The organism is Streptomyces sp. SAS_272, from assembly GCF_052543235.1.
This window is the reverse complement of sequence record NZ_JBMNDR010000035.1, coordinates 25489-45798: the sequence shown is the minus strand read 5'-3', so window position 1 is coordinate 45798 and position 20310 is coordinate 25489. Positions and strand designations below refer to the sequence as shown.

Here is a 20310-nt window from a genome sequence, read left to right as displayed (position 1 = left end):
CTTCCCCGCCGAGGACCGGACGCTTCGCACAAGGAACGGACATCACCATGGACATCCCGCAGGACGGCACCGGTCCCGCCGATCACGCCCTTCCGCAGGACGGCCCCGACCGCGCCCACCGGCGTCCGGCAGGCGTCAGCGACGAGACCGTGGAGGCGCTCGGGGCGCTGTCCAAGGCCCTGGAGACCACCGAACGCGCACGAGGCCACCTGTACAGCTTCCATCAGCTGACCGGCACGGCGGACCTCCAACTGGACGACGCCGTCGACCTCCTGCGCAAAGCCGGGCACCCCGAGTGGGCCGACAAGGTGCACACGGAGATCCTGGGCCGCAACGTCATCCCCGGGCACTGGACCTTCCAGATCGTCGAGGCGTACGACGCGACCTACCACCAGCCGTTCACACACCTCGCGCGTGAGGCCGTGCAGCAGCTGGCCCAGGGCCGCGACCACCTGTACGAGGCCGAGATGAAGGAGGCACGGCGCACCGCCGGTCACCCCGCCCACACCGCCCGTCCGGCCGCCGGCGGCGACCGCCCGGGATGAGCCCGGCCCGGCGCGGGCGATGTCCGCCGGTTCGAGCCGGCCGCCGCACCCCGCCCGGCCCTGGCCGCAGAACCAGAAGGGAACCCGCCGTGGACGACAGCCCTCTCAAGGACCGCACCGTCGTGATCACCGGAGCAGCGCGCGGCGTGGGAGCGGCGCTCGCGGCCGCGCTCGCCGGGCGGGGGGCCCGGCTGGCCCTGCTCGACCACGATGGGGCGGCGCTGCGGGCGACGGCCGCAGCGCTGCCGGGCACCACGCTGGCCCTGCGGGTCGACGTCACCGACGGCGAGGCCCTCCACGGCGCCGCCGACGTCGTCCGCGGGCGCCTGGGCCCGCCGTCGGCGGTCGTGGCGAACGCGGGCGTCGCCGAAGCCGGGCTCTTCGCCCGTTCCGACGCCGGGACGTGGCGACGCGTGATCGAGGTCAACCTGGTCGGCAGCGCTCAGACGGCCCGGGCCTTCCTGCCCGACCTCATGCGGACCGCCGGCTATCACCTGCAGATCGCCTCGCTGGCGTCCCTCGGCGCCGCCCCGCTGATGAGCGCGTACTGCGCGTCGAAATCCGGGGTGGAGGCCTTCGCCCACGCCCTGCGGGCCGAGGTCGCGCACCGGGACGTGGCCGTCGGCCTCGCCTACCTCAACTGGATCGACACCGACATGATCCGTGACGGCGACCGGTACGCCGCCCTGCGGGAGTTGCGGGCCCACATGCCGTTCCCGGCCCGGCGTGTGCACCCCGCGGAGGCCGTCGCGGATCGCCTCGTCCGTGCCGTGGAACAGCGGCGCACCGCTGTCTACATCCCCTCGTGGCTGCGTCTGGCCCAGGTGGGCCGGGCGGCGATCCCTCCCCTCGTGCTGCGCGCCGCGCGGCGCACCCTCCCCCGGCTCGAGGCCGAGGAGCCGTTGCGCCCGACGGGCCTGCTGGGCGCCGGCGGCCGCGCCGACCGGGCCGCCACGATCACCGAGTAGCGCAATGCACGGCCTCGTCGGCGGTCGCCCGCCGGGGCCGCGTCCCAAGGCCGCCCACACCTCCGGCACAGGTCCGTGACGTGGGTCGCTCGGGCACATGTCCCACGGCGGGAAGCCACCTCGTCCCAGGGGGTGCAGGCACCACCTGGGCTGTCGACCCCGAGGTGCGGCTGCCCGGCGCCGGACGGGGTGGACCGGGAGGCGGCCACGGAGCGGGGTGCGTGGGGCGGCGGGCGCGTGGGGTCGCGGGCCCGCCGCCTTCACCGTGTGCTGCTCGCTTGCCATGCTGGGTATGCGGGTGGTTTCAGGCAGGCGTGAAGAGTGGAGGACGGCGTGGACTGGGGCCGGTTTGCGGAGCAGATGGCGTCGATGGCGCGGGATCTCCTCGCGCAGGATTCGGTCGGTGCCACACTCGAGCGGATCACCGCATCGGCCACCGAGCTGGTGTCCGGCTGTGACGCAGCCGGCATCCTCGTGCTGCGCGACTCGCAGGCGGAGTCGCTCGCCCCCACCGATCGCCTGGTCGTCGACAGCGACCGTCTGCAGGCTCGGCTCGGCGAGGGACCCTGCTTCGACGCCGCCCGCAGCGGGACCGGAGAACGGGTCTACCGCATCGCCGACCTCAGCGTCGGGCAGCAGCGCTGGCCCGCCTACGCCCCCCAGGCCCACGCGCTCGGCCTGGGCAGCATGATGGGCTTCCTGCTCTTCACCGAGGACGAGGATCTCGGCGCGCTGAACCTCTACTCGCGCAAGCCCGGCGCGTTCGGCGAAGCCAGTGAGACGGCGGGCTGGCTGCTCGCCTCGCACGCCGCGGTCGCCTTCTCCAGCGCCCGGACCCACGCCCAGATGGAGCAGGCCGTGGCCACCCGGCACGCCATCGGCGAGGCCATGGGAATCCTCATGGGGAGCCACCGCCTCAGCGAGGAGCAGGCCTTCGACGTGCTGCGTCGCTACTCGCAGGAGAACAACGTCAAGCTTCGCGAGGTCGCGCGCCTGGTCTGCGAGAAGGGCGGGCTCTCGTGACCCCTCGGGGCGGCTCCCCCGGCACGCAGTCTGAACCGAAGAAGCCTGGGCGGTGCCAGCCCCATGGGAACGCCGCTGGGCTCCGCCTGCACTCCAAGTCCCCTCTCGGGGCTCTCTCACACCCGATTCCCGGGCCGCCGCGCCGTCACCCCCGCCGTTTCGCCCCGCGGATTGCGAGTCCTGTGCGCTGTCCCGCCGGAAGGTCCTTGACGTAGACGATCCCGTCGCCGTCGGCGAGGTGGGCCGGGTCGAGAGGCGCGTAGCCGAACCAGGGGGACACGCGCGGGGCGGGACCCGGGTCGCCGAGTGCGGCGGCGAGGCTGACGGCGTCGACGACGCAGCTGTCGTGCGGGAGCGCGTACAGGACTCCCTCCGCGGTGTCCGGCTCCGGGACGCCCACTCCGCGGCGCCGGATCGTGCCGACGGCGGTGGCCAGGAAGGCGTACTCCTCGCCCAGGCGGGCGTTCACGAGCGCGCCGGCGCTCCACCACCGCACCTCCCGTCCGCCCATCCGCATCGAGCTCTGGTCCCGCTGCAGATGCGCGTTGTGGGCGTGCGCCAGGACCGGCCCCCGCTCGGCGAGGGCGAGCAGGTTGTCGGCCATCATCGCGCCCCGCAGGCCGACCAGCCGGGTCATGCGGCCCGGTGAGCCGTCGGCCGTCCAGTGGTGGTAGCGCAGCAGACCTACGGCGGTGCGTCCGTACAGCCGGGCGCGGTCCTGCTCGGCCCGCGAGGTCGTCGCGATCAGGTGCGGGGCCTGCGCGTCGAGCAGCGCCACCAGGTCGTCGGCGATCAGCCGCAGTTCCCCGGCTTCGGGCGACTGCCCGACGGACCGCGACGGGTCCGTCATCGCGGCCGGGTCGGGCCACCGGTCGTCGGCGCCCAGGAGACGGTCCAGCGTCCTTGCGGTGCAGGGCAGCAGGTCCGTGCCGACCCGGGAGGCGAGGTGGGCGTGCAGCGCGGTGAGGGCCTGCCGGGGGCTCGCGCCGCCGGTGATCTCCAGCGGGCCGTCGAAGCCGGCGAAGCGCAGCCGGTCGGCGGCGGGCCGGCCCTCGTTGAAGGCGCGCATCCAGCGCACGAGTTCGCGGTTGGCCGCGGAGGCGCCGAATCCGTGGCTGAACCCGCGCTCCATGACGTCGTCGTGGGTCCCGGTGCCCGAGACGACGTGGTCGTCCACGACGAGGCCCGCCAGACAGTCGCTCTCGATCGCGATCGTGCGGTAGCCCTCCTCCTCGACCAACTGCCGGAACAGTTCGTTGCGGACGTCGAGCAGCGTGTCCTCGCCGTGCGTGGGCTCGCCCAGGGCGAGCAGCCGGGGCCGCCGGGCGAGCAGCTTCATGACGGCGGCTGCGTCGACGGGGCGGGCGGTGTCCATGAGGTCGGTTGCCATGCCTTCAACGCTATCGTTGAAGCTTCGGTGGAGACTTCTTCCGTGTCGACGCCGGATAGCATGGACGCTGTGGGACGTAACCTTCAAAGCGGTGGACAGCTCAGGCCGATCGACCTGGCACGCGGGCACGGCCTGTCGACGCAGGCCGTCAGGAACTACGAGGAGGCCGGCATCCTTCCGGCCGCCGATCGCACCGCTCACGGCTACCGCACCTACACGCCGTTGCACGCACGGGCTCTGGCCGCGTTCCTGGCCCTCGTGCCCGGTCACGGCCACCCGACGGCGACGGCGATCATGCGGGCCGTGAACGCGGGCGCGCTCGACGAGGCCTTCCGCTGCGTGGACGAGAGTCACGCCCGCCTGCTGGAGGACCGAAGGACCCTCCACGCCGTGGAACGCGCCCTGCACGACCTGACGCCCGCCACGGCATCCGCACCCCCACCCGCACCCCCACCTGGCACTTCGCTCCGGCGGCGGCCGGCCGGCTTGTTCATCGGGGCGCTGGCCGGCCGGCTCGGCGTCCGGCCCGCGACCCTGCGCGCATGGGAGCGCGCCGGTCTGGTGCGTCCGCGTCGCGACCCGGCGACGGGATACCGCGTCTACGACGAGGCCGATGTGCGGGATGTGCGACTTGCGCACCAACTCAGGCGGGGCGGCTACCTGTTGGAGCAGATCGCCCCGCTGATCACCCAGGTGCGGGCGGCCGGCGGACTGGAGCCGCTGGAGGGAGCGCTGGGCGACTGGCACCATCGGCTGTCCGCGCGCGGGCGGGCCCTGCTGAGCGGGGCGGCCGAGCTGGAGGCATATCTGCGCGAGCGCGGATGAGACGTCGGGAGGCGGCTCGTCGACGTGCCGGTCCCGCGAGAGCAGACGCCGGTCCGTCGCCGGTGGCGCAGGGCAGTCGCCGTCTGCACCGGCCGTGCGGGGTGCTATCCGGGCGGCGCGGCGGTGGGGTGGTCGCCGATGGCCGAGTGCGCGTCGGGGTGCAGGGGGAAGACCTGGTCGAGTCCGACGATCCGCAGGACGCGCAGCGTGTTGGCGGGCACGGCGGCGAGGGCGACGTCGGCCCCGGCGGCGACCGCGTGGTTGCGGGCCGCGATCAGGGCGGTGATGCCACTGGAGTCGCAGAACTCCAGTCGCGCCAGGTCGAGGACCAGGCGCTGGCCGGGACGCAGGCCGGTGCGGGCGACGAAGTCGCGCAACTCGTGCGCGGTGGCGTGGTCGAGGTCGCCGACGATCTCGACCACGGGGCCGGTGGCCGCGTGGCGAGCGGCGATCTTCACTGTGTTCATCTCGAGTGGTCCCTTGCCGGGAGGAGTTCCGGGCGGGTGCCGGGGACGCCGATGGCGAGCAGCGCGGTGTCGTCGTCGACTCCGTCGCCGAGGCCCTCCAGCAGGCCGCTCAGGGCCTGGACGAGCCCGCGCGGCGACTCGTCGGCGTGGGCCTCGACGAAGTCACGCAGGGCGTGATCGCCGTACAGGTCGGCGCGGTCGGGTCCGGTGCGCGCCTCGGTCAGGCCGTCGGTGTACAGCAGGAGCGTGTCGCCGGGGCCGAGCGTGGTCGTGGCGGGCGTGAAGGTGGCCTGGGGCAGCACGCCGACCAGGAGCCCTCCGGGAGTGGGCAGGAAGTCCGTCTTCCCGTCGCCGCGGACCACGAGGGCGGGCGGATGGCCGCCGGAGGCCAGACCGACGGTGACCTGACCGGTGTCCGGGTCGCGGGTGAGGATGCCGAAGATCGCCGTGCAGTAGCGCGGGTCGCCGCCGGTGTAGCGCTCGTGCAGCACGGTGTTCAAGGTGGTGAGCGCGGTGACCGGGTCGGGGTCGTGCAGGGCCGCCGCGCGCAGGGTGTAGCGGGTCAGCGAGGTGACCGCGGCGGCTTTGGGGCCCTTGCCGCACACGTCGCCGAGGAAGAACGCCCAGCGGGTGCCGTCCAGGGCGAAGAGGTCGTAGAAGTCGCCGCCGAGCCGGTCCGGCGCCGCCGTGTGGTAGTACACGGCCGTCTCCACGCCCGGCACCTCGGGCAGGGTCGCGGGGAGCAGGGACTGCTGCAGCACGGCCAGGGCCTCCTTGAGCCGGGCCCGGTCGGCCTCCGCCTGCCGGTGCGCCTGCTCGGCCTCCCGCTTGCGGCGCAGCAGTTCCTCTTCGTAGGAGCGGCGGTCGGAGGCGTCGAAGACGGTCGTGCGGATCAGCAGCGGCTCGCCCTCGCTGCCGTGCTTGACGACGGAGGAGACCAGGACCGGTATGCGCCCGCCGCCGGCCTTCTTCATCTCCAGCGCGATGCCGCTGATCTCGCCCTTCATCTGCAGCAGCGGCGCGAAGTGGGTCTCGTGGTACAGCTTGCCGCCCACGGTGAGCAGGTCGGCGAACCGCAGGCGGCCCACCACCGCCGTGCGCTCCAGGCCGAGCCAGTTCAGCAGCGTCGTGTTGATCTTGGCGATGGTGCCGTCCATCAGCGTCGACAGGTATCCGCAGGGCGCCGACTCGTACAGGTCCTCGGCGCTGTCCTCGAGGAGCGCGGTGAACGCGGCGTCGGTCGACGGGGCGTCCGCCCCGTAGGGCTCCGGGCTCTCTCCGGCGGGGCACATCACCGCAGGCTGCGCAGGAAGTCGAGGACTGCCTCGTTGGTGGCCTGCGGGGCGGACAGCTGCGGGCAGTGGCCGGTGGCCGGAAGCGTCACCAGGGTGGAGCCGGGGATCTCGGCGTGCACGTAGGCGCCGACCTCGCGGGGGGCGATGACGTCCTGGACGCATTCGAGGACCAGGGTCGGCACCTCCACGCCCTTGAGATCGTCGCGGGAGTCGGACAGGAACGTGGTCCGGGCGAAGACGCGGGCGATGTCGGGGTCGGTGGCGCAGAAGCTGTGCGTCAGCTCCTCGCCCAGCTCCGGCCGCTCCGGGTTGCCCATGATGACGGGGGCCATGGTCGCCGACCAGCCCAGGTAGTTCGACTCCAGGGACGCCAGCAGCTCGTCGATGTCCTCGGCGCTGAAACCGCCGCGGTAGCCGTCGGTGTCGATGTAGCGGGGCGAGGGGGCCACCATCACCAGGGATCCGATCCGCTCCGGCGCCGCCCGCGCGGCGAGCACCCCCACCATCGCGCTGACCGAGTGCCCGACGAAGGCGGCGTTCCGCAGATCCAGTTCCTCGCAGACGTCGACGACGTCCTGTGCGTAGCCCTGAAGGCTCGAGTACCGCGTCTCGTCCCAGGCGGACAGGTCCGAGCGGCCCGAGCCGACGTAGTCGAACAGGACGACCCGGCAGTGCTCGGCGAGGGCGGGGACCGTCAGTCGCCACATGTTCTGGTCGCAGCCGAACCCGTGGGCCAGGACGACCACCGGTCCGTCCGGCCGACCGGTGGTCACGACGTTGTTCCTGCGACGAATGTCCATACCAACCATCCTGCCATCACCGTCGACGGCTCCCGTACGTCCCGGTCCGCACGGCCGGAACGCGGCCGCGGGCCCCCGACCTCGACAGGAGGGGCGGGCCCACACTGCGACGGCAAGGGCAGGAAGCGGCGCTCGACCTCCCCAGGCATCGCGCCGCTTCCTGCCGACTCGCTTCGACTACCCCGCGTCCGTCGCTCTACGCACACCGGATCCGGGGAACATTCACACACGTCGGACGGCGTTCACAGGAGCAGGTGGCGCTCCATCCAGTCGGCGGCGGCCCGGCGGAACAGTCGCCGGTTGTCCGCGCGCAGGAAGTCGTGGCCCTCGTCGCGCAGCGTCAGCATCTCGGCGGCGAGTCCCCGTTCACGGGCGGCCCGCACGAACTGGCGCGACTCCTCCGGCGGCACGTTGGTGTCGTGTTCGCCGTGGACGGCGAGCACCGGGACGCGCAGCGCGTCGACGCGGGCCATCGGCGACAGGGACCGCAGCAGCTCCCGGTCGCGGTCGGGGTGACCGTACTTGTGCGCCGCGGACTCCGCGAGCCAGGGTTCCGTCGCGGCGAAGAAGGTCAGGAAGTCCGACATGCCGCAGACGGCCACTCCGGTGCGGAACAGCTCGGGGTGCCACACCAGGGAGGCGAACGTCAGGTAGCCGCCGTAGGAGCGGCCCATGACGGCGAGCCGTGTCGGGTCGGCGAGCCCCGTCGTGACGACGTGGGCCGCGCAGTCGGCGACGTCGTCCAGGGCGGCGAAGCGGCCCGCGCCGAGGTCGGCGTCGACGAACGAGCGGCCGTGGCCGGAGGATCCGCGCACGTCCGGGGCGAAGACGTCCAGGCCGCGCCCGGTCAGTTCGTGGTACAGCGGGTGGAGGATCGGGCGTTCCTGTTCCTCGGGGCCGCCGTGCAGGTGGATCACGCAGGGCGCGGGCACGCTCGAGGGACGGCCCGGCGCGCGGTAGTACCAGCCGCTCAGCGGCAGCCCGTCGCGCGCGGTCAGCCGCAGCGGGGCGGGGCGCACGGGCGGGCGGCCCGGCGGAACGGCGTCCTCGTCCTTCGAGGACCAGGGGGTGCGCAGCAGGGAGACGCCCTCGTGGGCCCACCACACGCCGGGGCGGCGTTGCGAGCCCGACAGCGCGAGCAGCAGACGGCCCGCGCCGGCCGCCGTGACGCGGGTGACGACCTCGTGGGGCAGGGGGACGGGCCGTGCCGGTCCTGTGGCGTCGGGGGTCTGCCGTGCGGGGACGCCCCAGAAGGCGGGGAAGGTCTCGACCAGTTGGAGTTCGCTCGCCCCCCGAGTGTTCCAGGCCAGGGCGGCGGTGCGGCCGTCGTGGGCCATCGCCAGCAGCTCGAGGTCGCAGTTTTCCCGTTCCGCGACGACGCGCATGTGGTGCGGCGCTTCGAGGGGGGCGTGGGACGCGGCGTCGGGTCGGCCGTCCGCGTCGAGGACCACGGCGAGGAGCGCCGCGTACTCCCGGTCCGCGTTGCTGCGCAGCCACAGTGTCCGGGCGTCGGGTGAGAACCTGCCGATCCACGGGTCTCCGTCGGCGACCGGCAGGGCGAAGGTGGCCGTCGCGTCGTCCGTCCGCCGCACGACCGCCTCCCGCCGGCCGCGCGGTCCCCGGCGCAGCAGCACGAGCGAGCCGTCCCGGCTGAGGTCGCAGGCCCGCAGGGTGGCCGCGTGGGTTTCCGTGGTCAGCAGCTCGGGCGACGCCACACCGTCGGGGTCGATCAGGTAGACCGACAGGCCTCCGTCGGGGCGCACGGTCGCCGCCGTCGGCGCGGTGACGTCGGCCGGGCTGCCGCTCGTCGTCCCGCTCGCGGTCGCCGTGGCGGTCGCCGGGCCGTTCCAGGTCGCGGCGTCGTACGAGGAGGCGCCGAGGAGCGTGGCGTGTCCGCCTCGGTCGGCCCAGCCGGCGGGCGGGAGGGCGCCGTCGAGAGGGCTGTCGGCCGGGGCGCGGTCCGCCGGGACGCGGCCCCGGGCGGCGTCGCCCGGAGTGCGGGCGGGCGGTGCGGTAACGGTGACGGCGAGACAGGAACCGTCGTGCGACCAGCAGCCCAGATAGGCGGTGCTGCCCGGGTCGGCGCCGGCCAGCACACGCCGGCCGGTGCCGTCGGGGCGCACGCACAGCACCCGGGAGTGCTCACCGCCGCCCGGCGCGGTGGTGTACGCGATCCAGCGGCCGTCCGGCGACCAGGACACCTCGGTGACGGGATCGGGCGAGGAGTCCAGCAGTCGCACCTCGGCGCTGTTCACGGGCCCGGCCCAGAGCTGGGGCACCCCGCCGCGGTCGCAGATGAAGGCCACCTCGGCGCCGTCCGCGCCCGCGGAGGGGTACCAGCAGCCGTGCGCGCGCAGCCGGCTCACGGCCTCGCGCGGTCCGGCCGCCTCGGGCAGCAGCACCATGGCCGGGGCCGCCTCGCACACCGCGCCGGGCGCGTCCCCGTCCCCCGCAGGCCGGGCGGGCGCGCCGAACGACGCGAGGCGGGCGTCGACCCGTCGCAGGGCGGGCGCCGGGCCGTGCGCGGCCCACCCGTTCCGGTCGCCGTCCGTCACGTGATTCCGTGCGTCTGCAGCCATATCTCCAGCAAAGCTACCTGCCACAGGGCGTTCGCTCCGCGCCTGGTCCGGCACTCGTCGGGCGCCGCGAGGAGCTCGGTCACGTACGACTCGCGGAACAGGCCGCGCTCCGTCGCCTCGGGCGCCTTCAGCGCCTCCTGGACACGCTGCAGGACGGGGCCCGCCATATGGCGGATCGCGGGGACGGGGAAGTAGCCCTTGGGACGGTCGACGACCTCGCGCGGCAGGAGCTTGCGGCCGGCCTCCTTCAGGACGCCTTTTCCGCCGTCGGCGAGTTTGAGCTCCGGCGGGCAGGCCGCGGCCAGCTCCACGAGCTCGTGGTCGAGGAACGGCACCCGGGCCTCCAGCCCCCAGGCCATCGTCATGTTGTCGACCCGCTTGACGGGGTCGTCGACGAGCATGACGTGCGTGTCGAGGCGGAGCGCCGCGTCCAGGGCGCTGTGCGCCCCCGGCGCCGCCATGTGCTCGCGGACGAAGTCGCCCGACACGTCGCGGGGCGGCAGCATCTGCGGCTGGAGGATCCGGGCGAGGTCGGCGTGCGGCCGGTCGAAGTACGTCTGCGCGTACTGCTCGGGTTCGTCCTCCCGCGCGACCTCGGCCAGCTGCGGGTACCAGTGGTAGCCGGCGAACACCTCGTCGGCGCCCTGCCCGCTCTGCACGACCTTCACCTCCTTCGACACCTGCTCGGACAGCAGGTAGAAGGCGACCACGTCGTGGCTGACCATGGGCTCGCTCATGGCGGCGATCGCGCCGTCCAGGGCCGTGGACACCCGGTCGGACGGCACCATCAGGCGGCGGTGGTCGGTGGCGAACTCCCGGGACACCAGATCCGAGTACCGGAACTCGTCGCCCTCCTCACCGCCCTCCGACTCGAAGCCGACGCTGAACGTCATCAGGTCCCGCTGCCCCTCGTCGGCCAGCAGAGCGACGATGAGGCTGGAGTCGAGGCCGCCGGAGAGCAGCACGCCGACCTGGACGTCGGACACCATCCGGCGTCGTACGGCGGTGCGCAGCGCCTCCAGCACCGCGTCACGCCACTCGTTCGCGCCCATCCCGGCGTACTCGGGCCGGCGTGTGTAGGACGGCTGCCAGTAGCGGTGGTCGCGGTGCGTGCCGTCCGGCTCGACGACCCGCACGGTGGCCGGGGGAAGCTTGCGCACGCCGTTGAGGACGGTGCGGGGCGCCGCCACCGTGGCGTGCCAGCTGAGGTACTGGTGGACGGCCGTCGGGTCGAGCGAGGTGTCCACGTCTCCGGCGGCGAGAAGGGCGGGCAGCGACGAGGCGAAGCGCAGCCTTCTGGGCGTCCGGGACAGGTAGAGGGGCTTGATCCCGAGCCGGTCGCGGGCCAGCACCACGCGGCCGGTGCGGTGCTCGACGAGGGCGAAGGCGAACATGCCGTGGAAGTGCTCGACGCAGGCGGTCCCCCACTGGCGGTAGGCCTTGAGCACCACCTCGGTGTCGGACGTCGACGTGAAGCGGTGGCCGAGCCCGCGCAGTTCGTCGCGCAGCTCCCGGTAGTTGTACACGCAGCCGTTGAAGACGCCGGTGAGCTCGCCGGGGGCGTCCGTCATGGGCTGGGCCCCGAGGTCCGACAGGTCGATGATCTTCAGGCGCCGGTGTCCCAGCGCCACCGCGCCTCGAGTCCAGAGGCCCTGGCCGTCGGGTCCGCGGGCGGCGAGCCGCTCGCTCATGCGCCCGACGGCCGCCAGATCGGGCCGCCGTCCGTCGAAGCGGATCTCTCCGCTCAGACCGCACATGGCGCACCGCCTCCGTTCCGCTCGCCGGCGTCCGCGGACCGGTGCCGGAGAACCGGACCGCCCTCGCCGATCACGACCTCAGCCGTGCTGCTGGACATGACAAAACCTTTCTGAACGGATCGCTTTCTGCGACGGACCGTCGGAACGGGGCGCCCTCGGGGACGCTCGCTCCTGCGCGCGAGCCGCGGCCGCCTGCGGGGCCGCCGCCCGACGGTGCGAGGCGACCGACGGTGCTGCCGAGCCGGAGCAACCGGTGTCCATGACGTTCAGGCGCACGTCAGCCGCCGATGGCCTCCGGCAGTGCCCGGCGCAGCACGGAGGAACGCGAGCCGCCCACGGCGGAGGGCCGGGTCGCGTCGCGCGGTCCGTCGACATGCTCATCGCCACGGGTCTCGGCGATGAGCATGTCGACGCAGGCCAGCAGGTCCTCGTCCTGTGCCGTACGGCGCATGCGACGGGCCGCGCTGCCCTCGGCGAGCGCCGAGCGCGCCAGCGAGCGGACGGTGTCCCAGTCGCCGTGCGCCTCGAGCGCGGGACGGAGCCGGACGAGCAGCTTGCGCAGGACCTGCGGCGCCGGCGCCTCCCGGTGCGTCTCGGGGTCCACGAGCGTGCCTTCGAGGCCGGAGCGGGCGGCGCGCCAGGTGGCGCCGCGCAGCCACTCGTGCCGTCCGGTGCAGCCCGGTTCGCCGTGCGTGCGCAGCCGCTCGCGGGCCTCGGTCACCAGGGCGCGGAAGAGGCCGGCGATGAGCACGACGGTCTCCGCGCGCGGGCAGGCGTCGCAGACCCGCAGTTCGAGCGTGCGCAGGTGGGAGGAGGGGCGGACGTCGTAATAGATCATCCCCGGGTCGCTGATGACGCCGGCGCGGACGAAGTCCTCCACCGCGGCGTCGTACTCGGCCGCGCCGGAGAAGCATCCGGCGGGACCCGCGGTGGGCCAGCGCTGCCACACCAGGGTGCGCCAGCTCGCGTACCCCGTGTCGGCCCCCTGCCAGAACGGGGAGCTCGCGGAGAGCGCCAGGAGCACGGGCAGCCAGGGCGACACCACGCACATGGCGCGTACGGCCGTGTCACGGTCGGGCACGTCCACGTGGACCTGGGCGCCGCAGATGAGCTGCTCGTCGGCGATCTTGCGGTACTCGTCCGCCATGTGCAGATAGCGGGCGTCGGCGGTGGGGCGGGCGGAGACGGCTGGCGCGAGAGGCGCGGTGCCCGCGGCCATCACCGCCAGCCCCGACGAGGCGGCAGCCTTGTCGAGTCGCCGTCTCGTCTCGGTGAGATCGGCGTAGAGGTCGTCCAGCGACGTGTGCACACCGCTGTTCGACTCGACCGTCGACTGATGCAGCTCGGTCGTGAAGGTCCGTTTGGGCAGGTGCTCCAGGACGGCCTCGGCGCGTGGCACCAGGAGCCCGCTCTCCACCTCCAGGACGTGGAACTCTTCCTCCACTCCGATACGCATACTCACGTTCACTCCTCGGGGTATGCCCGGACGCCCAGGCGGAGGGCTGATCCTCCGGGTGGTTGCCGGCGGCTGATCGCGGAGACCAAGTTCCCCGCAGACCGGCACATAAGCCCAGCAGCGCACATTTGGTGCATATTATACTCAGATGAGCATAGCGACGCAGGAGGAGGAATCCACAGGCCGCCATGGGCTGACCGGTTCCGGGCCCGCGAGCGCCCCTTCCGCACCCTCGCGCCACGACGCGACGGAACGCGCTGCGCCACCGGGTACCCGAATTCACACAGGCTCACCGTCGGGGCTTCACCGGCTCATCACGACGGTGACACGGGGTCAGGGCAGCGGCGACTCGTGGCCGCCGCGGCGCTGCCGTGCCGGGCCCCGGTCCGGCCTGACGAGCACCTCGGAGCCCACCGGGGTGAAGCCGGCGGCGAGGAACGCCCGCAGCGAGCGCGCGTTGCCCGGGGCGACGGCGGCGAAGACCGGTTCGCCTTCCTGGACCAGCGTGAGCGCGTCGCCGAGCAGTGACCTGCCGCGTCCACCATGACCGCCGTCGTCCGGTGCGTGGAGTTCGACGCTCAGTTCCGTCCGGCCGGCGAGCCCCGCCGCCAGGGTGACCAGCCCCCGGTCGTCGCCGAAGACCCGGACGCCGGCGCGCAGTCGGCGGGCGTACCGCACCCGCGGATGGCCGTCCGCCCCGGAGAGCGGCTGGAGCAGGGCGGTCCCGCCGGCGCCACGGCGGACGAGGACGGCGTCGACCGACCCGATCCAGCCCGTGGGTCCGGCGAGGGCGCGCAGGAAGTCCGGACCCATCGAGCCGCCGAAACCGTCGGGGCGCAGGGCGTGAACCGCAGGCGCGGCCAGCGCGGTGGCGACGACGGCGTGACCGGTGAAGGCGACCGATGCCTCCAGCGGGCCGGACGGTACGGGCAGTGCGGGCAGTGCGGGCAACACGGTGACGGCGCCGTCGGCCGGCGGGAACCTGCCGTCGGCGGCGTCGAGGAAGTACGCGAGCAACGGATGCGGCGCCATGGCTCCGGCCCCGGACGCGGGCCCGGAACCGGGCTCGGGGGCTGGGGGCGGGGTCGGCCTGCGTTTTGTCACGTGGAGCGCCTCTCTTCCCGCGAAGGGGGTTGCGAGCTGCTGACGATCGACTGCGCACACGTACGTTCGGGGGTGCTTGCGTTCGGGGGTGCGTGCGTTCGGGCGTGCGTGCCTGGGCGAGTGTGCGGGGCGTGTCCGGCGCCCCCGGAGGGGCAGGGCTCTCCGTGGGGAACGGGCGACCTGTGCCGGTGGTGCCGCGCCGGGTGCGGTGACGGGTTCCCCGGCCGATCCGGAGCGCCTGTCCTCAGCGGGAGTTGAGCGACCGGAACCGGCCGGGGCGCACGAAATCCTGCTGCCGCGCGGCCGGGCCGAACGCCGCCGAGGGGCGGAACGGGCGGCTCCGCCAGTGCGGCGGTGGGCCGCCGCTAAAGCCCCGGTGGCACGCCGTCGTCGCCGACCCGTCGCCCGGCCCGCGGAGCGTCTCAGCGCCACCGGCCGGTTTCGGCCGTCCCGCCTGGTCACGGCCTGTTTCCAGCCAGTTCTCAGCCTGTCGGCGGCATCGAGTCCCGGTGGAGAGGAGCAGGTCACAGCCACGGCGAGGGAAAGGTCACAGCGGCGCCCTCTGCTGCTCCTTCGTATCTTGGGCCTAGCATCCGAGCATGACGGTCCTGCCTGACGACGGGCTCCAGCTGGCCGGCGAGTTCCCTGACGCCACCCACGAGCAGTGGCAGCGCCTCATCGCAGGCGTGCTGCGCAAGTCGGGTAAGGATGTCGAGGGCGCTCAGGCCGAGGAAGCCCTGTCCACCGCTCTCGAGGACGGGTTGCGCACCCGCCCCCTCTACACCGCGCGCGACGCCGCGCCCGAGCACGGTCACCCCGGTTTCGCGCCCTTCGTGCGCGGCAGCCGGCCCGAGGGGAACGCCGTCGGGGGCTGGGACGTGCGGCAGCGGCACACCGCCGACGACAACCGCGCCGTGCTCGCGGACCTGGAGAACGGCGTCACCTCCCTGTGGCTGGTGGCCGGCGACGGCGGCATTCCGGTGTCCTCCCTCGGCCGGGTCCTGGACGGCGTGCTCCTCGACCTGGCACCGGTCGTGCTCGACGCGGGCGATCAGGTCGAGCCCGCCGCACGGGAGTTGCTGCGGCTGTTCGAGGAACGGGGTGTCACGAAGGACGCCGCGCGCGGCGGTCTGGGCGCGGATCCCCTCGGTCACGAGGCCCGCACCGGCCGGCCGGTCGCGTTCGCACCGGTGGCCGAGCTCGCGCTGCTGTGCGCGCGGGAGTATCCGCAGCTGCGGGCGATGACCGTGGACGCGCTGCCGTACCACGAGGCCGGCGGTTCGGCCGCTCAGGAACTGGGCGCCTCGCTGGCCACCGGCGTCGCCTGTCTGCGGGAGCTGACCGAGGCCGGCCTGAGCGTCGAACAGGCCTGCGGGCAGCTGGAGTTCCGCTACGCGGCGACCGCCGACCAGTTCCTGACGATCGCCAAGCTGCGGGCCGCCCGCCGACTGTGGGCCCGGGTCGCCGAGGTGTCCGGGGCGGCCGGCGCCGGCGCGCAGATCCAGCACGTGGTGACCTCGCCGGTGATGATGTCGCGCCGCGACCCGTGGGTGAACATGCTGCGCACCACCATCGCCACGCTCGCCGCGGGGGCGGGCGGAGCGGACTCCGTCACCGTGCTGTCCTTCGACGACGCGCTCGGTCTGCCCGACGCGTTCGCACGGCGCATCGCCCGCAACACGTCCACGATCCTCATCGAGGAGTCGCACCTGTCCCGGGTCATCGACCCGGCGGGCGGATCCTGGTACGTGGAACGGCTGACGGACGAACTGGCCCACGCGGGCTGGGAGTTCTTCCAGGGGATCGAGCGGAGCGGCGGCCAGGCGGCCGCCCTGCGCTCGGGACGCCTCGCGAAGGACCTCGCCGACACCTGGCAGGCGCGCAGCGGCCTGCTCGCCAAGCGCCGCGAACCCATCACCGGGGTCAGCGAGTTCCCGTTCCTCGCGGAGAAGCCGGTGGTGCGCGAGAGCGCGCCCGAACCCCGCTCCGGCGGTCTGCCGCGGGTGCGCCGTGACGAGGCGTACGAGGCGCTGCGGGCGCGCTCGGACGCCCACCTCGCGGCGACCGGCTCCCGGCCGCGGATCTATCTGGCGGCGCTCGGTCCGGCCGCCGCGCACACCGCCCGGCTGACCTTCGCCGCGAACCTGTTCCAGGCCGGCGGCGTCGAACCGGTCACCGAGGGCTCGTTCGAGGACAGCGGCGCCACGGAGGTCTGCCTGTGCTCGAGTGACGCCCTGTACGAAGAGCAGGCGGAGACGGAGGCGGCCCGGCTGCGGACCGCCGGCGCCTCGCACGTGTTCCTCGCCGGACGCCCCGGGCAGTACCCCGGGGTCGACGCCTACGTCTTCGCGGGCTGCGACGCCGTCGCCGTGCTGTCCGCCACCCTTGACCGCATGGGAGCTGTGTCCTGATGGCAATCCCCGACTTCTCCGGGATCGAGCTGGGGACCCCGGCCGCCGACGCCGGCGCCGACGAGTGGCGCACGGCCGTGAAGAGGGCGGCGGGCGGGGACGACCTGCTGTGGGAGACCCCCGAGGGCATCAACGTCAAGCCGCTCTACACCGGTCAGGACCTGGAGGGCCTGGACTTCCTGGGCACCTACCCGGGCGTCGCGCCGTACCTGCGCGGCCCGTACCCGACGATGTACGTCAACCAGCCGTGGACGATCCGTCAGTACGCCGGCTTCTCCACCGCGGAGGAGTCCAACGCCTTCTACCGCCGCAACCTCGCGGCCGGCCAGAAGGGCCTGTCGGTCGCCTTCGACCTGCCGACCCACCGCGGGTACGACAGCGATCACCCGCGGGTGACGGGTGACGTCGGCATGGCCGGTGTGGCGATCGACTCGATCTACGACATGCGGCAGCTGTTCGACGGCATTCCGCTGGACAAGATGACCGTGTCGATGACGATGAACGGCGCGGTGCTGCCCGTGCTCGCGCTGTACATCGTGGCGGCGGAGGAACAGGGCGTGCCGCCCGAGAAGCTGGCCGGGACCATCCAGAACGACATCCTCAAGGAGTTCATGGTCCGCAACACCTACATCTATCCGCCGAAGCCGTCGATGCGGATCATCTCCGACATCTTCGCCTACACCTCGCAGCGGATGCCCCGCTACAACTCCATCTCCATCTCCGGATACCACATCCAGGAAGCGGGCGCGACGGCCGACCTGGAGCTGGCGTACACGCTCGCGGACGGCGTGGAGTACATCCGGGCGGGCCGTGAAGCGGGCCTGGACGTCGACGCGTTCGCGCCGCGGCTGTCCTTCTTCTGGGCGATCGGCATGAACTTCTTCATGGAGGTAGCCAAGCTGCGGGCGGCGCGCCTGCTGTGGGCGAAACTGGTGAAGCAGTTCGATCCGCAGAACAGCAAGTCGCTGTCGCTGCGCACCCATTCGCAGACCTCGGGCTGGTCTCTGACCGCGCAGGACGTCTTCAACAACGTCACGCGCACCTGCGTCGAGGCGATGGCGGCGACCCAGGGCCACACGCAGTCGCTGCACACCAACGCCCTCGACGAGGCGCTCGCGCTGCCGACCGACTTCTCCGCGCGCATCGCCCGCAACACGCAGCTGCTGATCCAGCAGGAGTCGGGCACCACGCGGGTGATCGACCCGTGGGGCGGCAGCGCCTACGTGGAGCGGCTGACGTACGACCTCGCGCGCCGCGCCTGGCAGCACATCGAGGAGGTCGAGGCCGCGGGCGGCATGGCCAAGGCCATCGACGCCGGAATCCCCAAGCTGCGCATCGAGGAGGCCGCCGCCCGCACGCAGGCCCGCATCGACTCCGGGCGCCAGCCGGTGATCGGCGTCAACAAGTACCGCGTCGACAGCGACGAGCAGATCGACGTCCTCAAGGTCGACAACTCCTCCGTGCGCGCCCAGCAGATCGAGAAGCTGCGCCGGCTGCGCGAGGAGCGGGACGACGTCGCGTGCCGGGCTGCCCTGGACGCGCTGACCCGGGCCGCCGGCGGCGAGGGCAACCTCCTGGAGCTGGCCGTGCACGCGGCCCGCGCGAAGGCCACCGTCGGCGAGATCTCCGACGCCCTGGAGAAGGTGTACGGCCGGCACGCGAGCCAGATCCGTACGATCTCCGGCGTGTACCGCAACGAAGCAGGGGAGTCGCCGTCCGTGGACCGCACCCGCGGCCTCGTCACCGCGTTCGAGGAGGCCGAGGGCCGGCGGCCGCGCATCCTGGTCGCCAAGATGGGCCAGGACGGCCACGACCGCGGCCAGAAGGTGATCGCCACCGCCTTCGCCGACCTCGGCTTCGACGTCGACGTCGGCCCGCTGTTCCAGACCCCGGGCGAGGTGGCACGGCAGGCCGTCGAGGCCGACGTGCACATCGTCGGGGTGTCGTCGCTGGCCGCCGGACACCTCACCCTGGTGCCGGCGCTGCGCGAGCAGCTCGCCGAGGAAGGACGCGAGGACATCATGATCGTCGTCGGCGGTGTCATCCCGCCGCAGGACGTGCCCACGCTCCTGGAGATGGGCGCGGCCGCCGTCTTCCCGCCCGGCACAGTGATCCCCGACGCCGCGTACGACCTGGTGAAGCGGCTGTCGGACGATCTCGGGCACGGCCTCTGACGCCCATGGCCATCGACCTCGACACGTATGTGAAGGGTGTACTCGACGGGAAGCGCGCGATCGTCGCGCGCGCCATCACCCTGGTCGAGTCCACCCGGCCCCAGCACCGGGCGCTGGCGCAGGAGCTGCTGACCGAGCTGCTCCCGCACAGCGGCAGGGCGCGCAGGATCGGCGTCAGCGGAGTGCCCGGCGTGGGCAAGTCGACGTTCATCGACGCGTTCGGAACGCTGCTGACCTCGCTGGGCCACCGGGTGGCGGTGCTCGCCGTCGACCCGTCGTCCAGCCGCACCGGAGGCTCGATCCTGGGCGACAAGACCCGTATGGAACGTCTCGCGGTGGATCCGGCGGCGTTCATCCGCCCCTCCCCCACCGCGGGCACCCTCGGCGGCGTCGCGAAGGCCACGCGGGAGTCGATCGTGGTCATGGAGGCGGCCGGCTACGACGTCGTCCTCGTCGAGACGGTCGGGGTCGGCCAGTCCGAGACAGCGGTCGCCAACATGGTCGACTCCTTCCTGCTGCTCACCCTCGCCCGCACCGGCGATCAACTGCAGGGCATCAAGAAGGGCGTCCTGGAGCTGGCCGACGTCATCGCCGTCAACAAGGCCGACGGCCCGCACGAGCGCGACGCCCGCGCCGCCGCCCGCGAGCTGGCGGGCGCGCTGCGTCTGATGCACGGCAAGGACGCCGCGTGGGCGCCGCCCGTGCTGAGCTGCAGCGCCCGGGAGTCGTCGGGACTGGACACCGTCTGGGAACGCCTGGAACAGCACCGCACGGTGCTGGACTCCACCGGGCGCCTGGCGGCCAAGCGGCGCGACCAGCAGGTCGACTGGACGTGGACCATGGTCCGCGACGAACTCCTCGGCCGGCTGCACGCCGACCCGGCGGTGCGCGCCCTCGCCCCGCTCCTCGAACAGCGGGTCAGGGACGGCGAGCTGACGGCGACGCTGGCCGCCGAGCGCATCCTCGCGACGTTCGCGGACGGGGACGGCCCGGGCGGCGGGGCGGGGAGCGGCTGAGTTCAGTCCCGGCGCCGCGGGCCGGCGTCGGCCGTGGCCTTGTAGCCCGCGACCGACGGCCAGCGAACCGTCAGGACGACCGACTCCTCCTCCGCGTACCAGGAGTGGTCGACCCCCTTGCCCCACACGATGTAGTCGCCCTGCTCCGCCAGCACGACGCTGCGCCCGGGCAGCTCGACCCGGAAGCGGCCGCTGATGAGCACCAGCAGGGCGGTGCGCACTTCACCGCTCACCCACTGCACCCGCTCGTCGCCCTGTGGGTGCACGCCCCACTTGATCTCCACGTCCGCGCTGTGCCGGGGGTCGTCGGCGTCCTTGAAGTGGCCCAGCAGCCAGCCGTGGTCCAGCGCCGCGTCCTTGCCGGCGTTGCCCACGTACACGTTGTCGCTCATGCGTCCGCAACGTAGCAGCCGCGACCGCAGCCCATCGACCGACCCTGGACCGTGCGACCCCACCGGCGCCGACGCCGGGCCGGGCCGGGACCCGTCCGGCCGGAATCC

At 73.3% G+C, this 20310-nt stretch carries 16 protein-coding genes; 7 read left to right on the top strand and 9 right to left on the bottom strand.

The genetic code is table 11. From position 1 onward, the window contains the following. Positions 1–47: 47 nt before the first annotated feature. The 3 genes from ACN6LD_RS20785 to ACN6LD_RS20775 all read left to right on the top strand — a co-directional run bounded on the left by ACN6LD_RS20785 (position 48) and on the right by ACN6LD_RS20775 (position 2536). Entirely contained in the window at positions 48–545 is a 498-nt protein-coding gene (locus ACN6LD_RS20785) for a hypothetical protein (protein WP_319198451.1), read from the top strand. Positions 546–634: 89 nt separating this feature from the next. After that, entirely contained in the window at positions 635–1513 is an 879-nt protein-coding gene (locus ACN6LD_RS20780; protein WP_445043962.1) for a short-chain dehydrogenase/reductase, read from the top strand. A gap of 360 nt (positions 1514–1873) precedes the next feature. Next, positions 1874–2536, top strand: coding sequence for a GAF and ANTAR domain-containing protein (locus ACN6LD_RS20775; protein WP_319189465.1), 663 nt, complete (start codon positions 1874–1876; stop codon positions 2534–2536). A gap of 145 nt (positions 2537–2681) precedes the next feature. Here the strand turns inward: ACN6LD_RS20775 and ACN6LD_RS20770 are convergent, their stop codons facing one another. Next, positions 2682–3926 carry an erythromycin esterase family protein gene (locus tag ACN6LD_RS20770; protein ID WP_445043961.1) on the bottom strand — a complete coding sequence of 415 codons (1245 nt, stop codon included), beginning with the start codon at positions 3924–3926 and terminating at the stop codon, positions 2682–2684. Between the two features lie 69 nt (positions 3927–3995). Here ACN6LD_RS20770 and ACN6LD_RS20765 point away from each other — a divergent pair, with 69 nt between their 5' ends. Continuing rightward, positions 3996–4751 carry a TioE family transcriptional regulator gene (locus tag ACN6LD_RS20765; RefSeq protein WP_445043960.1) on the top strand — a complete coding sequence of 252 codons (756 nt, stop codon included), beginning with the start codon at positions 3996–3998 and terminating at the stop codon, positions 4749–4751. Between the two features lie 104 nt (positions 4752–4855). On the opposite strand, the gene ACN6LD_RS20760 is transcribed toward ACN6LD_RS20765, so the two are convergent. The 7 genes from ACN6LD_RS20760 to ACN6LD_RS20730 all read right to left on the bottom strand — a co-directional run bounded on the left by ACN6LD_RS20760 (position 4856) and on the right by ACN6LD_RS20730 (position 14137). Then, entirely contained in the window at positions 4856–5218 is a 363-nt protein-coding gene (locus ACN6LD_RS20760; RefSeq protein ID WP_445043959.1) for an STAS domain-containing protein, read from the bottom strand. Further along, on the bottom strand, positions 5215–6510 hold the full coding sequence (locus ACN6LD_RS20755; RefSeq protein WP_445043958.1) for a PP2C family protein-serine/threonine phosphatase: 1296 nt from the start codon (positions 6508–6510) through the stop codon (positions 5215–5217). The genes ACN6LD_RS20760 and ACN6LD_RS20755 overlap by 4 nt, the downstream gene beginning before the upstream one ends. After that, positions 6510–7313 (bottom strand): alpha/beta fold hydrolase, encoded by an 804-nt coding sequence (locus tag ACN6LD_RS20750; RefSeq protein ID WP_445043957.1) that lies wholly within the window; start codon positions 7311–7313, stop codon positions 6510–6512. The genes ACN6LD_RS20755 and ACN6LD_RS20750 overlap by 1 nt, the downstream gene beginning before the upstream one ends. A 242-nt stretch (positions 7314–7555) precedes the next feature. After that, a complete protein-coding gene (locus ACN6LD_RS20745) occupies positions 7556–9892 on the bottom strand; it encodes a S9 family peptidase (protein ID WP_445043956.1) in 2337 nt (778 codons plus the stop codon). Beyond that, positions 9865–11649, bottom strand: coding sequence for an N-acetylglutaminylglutamine amidotransferase (locus ACN6LD_RS20740; protein WP_445043955.1), 1785 nt, complete (start codon positions 11647–11649; stop codon positions 9865–9867). Before ACN6LD_RS20740 ends, ACN6LD_RS20745 begins: the two co-directional genes overlap by 28 nt. Positions 11650–11926: 277 nt before the next feature. Then, complete coding sequence (locus ACN6LD_RS20735) at positions 11927–13105, bottom strand: carboxylate-amine ligase (RefSeq protein WP_319189463.1); 1179 nt, start codon at positions 13103–13105, stop codon at positions 11927–11929. Between the two features lie 333 nt (positions 13106–13438). Then, positions 13439–14137, bottom strand: coding sequence for a hypothetical protein (locus tag ACN6LD_RS20730; RefSeq protein ID WP_445043954.1), 699 nt, complete (start codon positions 14135–14137; stop codon positions 13439–13441). Positions 14138–14808: 671 nt separating this feature from the next. Here ACN6LD_RS20730 and ACN6LD_RS20725 point away from each other — a divergent pair. Genes ACN6LD_RS20725 through meaB form a run of 3 tightly spaced genes read left to right on the top strand, consistent with a single transcriptional unit; the run spans position 14809 to position 19810 of the window. Beyond that, a complete protein-coding gene (locus tag ACN6LD_RS20725; protein WP_445043953.1) occupies positions 14809–16620 on the top strand; it encodes a methylmalonyl-CoA mutase subunit beta in 1812 nt (603 codons plus the stop codon). Then, positions 16620–18794: a methylmalonyl-CoA mutase gene (gene scpA / locus ACN6LD_RS20720; RefSeq protein WP_319189447.1), complete on the top strand. Its 2175-nt coding sequence runs from the start codon at positions 16620–16622 to the stop codon at positions 18792–18794. Before ACN6LD_RS20725 ends, scpA begins: the two co-directional genes overlap by 1 nt. A gap of 5 nt (positions 18795–18799) precedes the next feature. Continuing rightward, on the top strand, positions 18800–19810 hold the full coding sequence (gene meaB / locus ACN6LD_RS20715; protein ID WP_319189446.1) for a methylmalonyl Co-A mutase-associated GTPase MeaB: 1011 nt from the start codon (positions 18800–18802) through the stop codon (positions 19808–19810). 2 nt (positions 19811–19812) lie between these two features. On the opposite strand, the gene ACN6LD_RS20710 is transcribed toward meaB, so the two are convergent. Then, positions 19813–20202, bottom strand: a complete 390-nt coding sequence (locus tag ACN6LD_RS20710; RefSeq protein WP_319189445.1) for a cupin domain-containing protein — start codon at positions 20200–20202, stop codon at positions 19813–19815. Between the last annotated feature and the right edge of the window lie 108 nt (positions 20203–20310).

Excerpts from the sequence above, each read along its gene's own strand:
- ACN6LD_RS20785 (WP_319198451.1), top strand. The coding sequence starts at position 48 with ATGGACATCCCGCAGGACGGCACCGGTCCCGCCGATCACGCCCTTCCG.
- ACN6LD_RS20775 (WP_319189465.1), top strand. The coding sequence starts at position 1,874 with ATGGCGTCGATGGCGCGGGATCTCCTCGCGCAGGATTCGGTCGGTGCC.
- ACN6LD_RS20770 (WP_445043961.1), bottom strand. The coding sequence starts at position 3,926 with ATGGCAACCGACCTCATGGACACCGCCCGCCCCGTCGACGCAGCCGCC.
- ACN6LD_RS20760 (WP_445043959.1), bottom strand. The coding sequence starts at position 5,218 with ATGAACACAGTGAAGATCGCCGCTCGCCACGCGGCCACCGGCCCCGTG.
- ACN6LD_RS20755 (WP_445043958.1), bottom strand. The coding sequence starts at position 6,510 with ATGTGCCCCGCCGGAGAGAGCCCGGAGCCCTACGGGGCGGACGCCCCG.
- ACN6LD_RS20750 (WP_445043957.1), bottom strand. The coding sequence starts at position 7,313 with ATGGACATTCGTCGCAGGAACAACGTCGTGACCACCGGTCGGCCGGAC.
- ACN6LD_RS20745 (WP_445043956.1), bottom strand. The coding sequence starts at position 9,892 with ATGGCTGCAGACGCACGGAATCACGTGACGGACGGCGACCGGAACGGG.
- ACN6LD_RS20740 (WP_445043955.1), bottom strand. The coding sequence starts at position 11,649 with ATGTGCGGTCTGAGCGGAGAGATCCGCTTCGACGGACGGCGGCCCGAT.
- ACN6LD_RS20735 (WP_319189463.1), bottom strand. The coding sequence starts at position 13,105 with ATGCGTATCGGAGTGGAGGAAGAGTTCCACGTCCTGGAGGTGGAGAGC.
- ACN6LD_RS20730 (WP_445043954.1), bottom strand. The coding sequence starts at position 14,137 with ATGGCGCCGCATCCGTTGCTCGCGTACTTCCTCGACGCCGCCGACGGC.
- ACN6LD_RS20725 (WP_445043953.1), top strand. The coding sequence starts at position 14,809 with ATGACGGTCCTGCCTGACGACGGGCTCCAGCTGGCCGGCGAGTTCCCT.
- scpA (WP_319189447.1), top strand. The coding sequence starts at position 16,620 with ATGGCAATCCCCGACTTCTCCGGGATCGAGCTGGGGACCCCGGCCGCC.
- meaB (WP_319189446.1), top strand. The coding sequence starts at position 18,800 with ATGGCCATCGACCTCGACACGTATGTGAAGGGTGTACTCGACGGGAAG.
- ACN6LD_RS20710 (WP_319189445.1), bottom strand. The coding sequence starts at position 20,202 with ATGAGCGACAACGTGTACGTGGGCAACGCCGGCAAGGACGCGGCGCTG.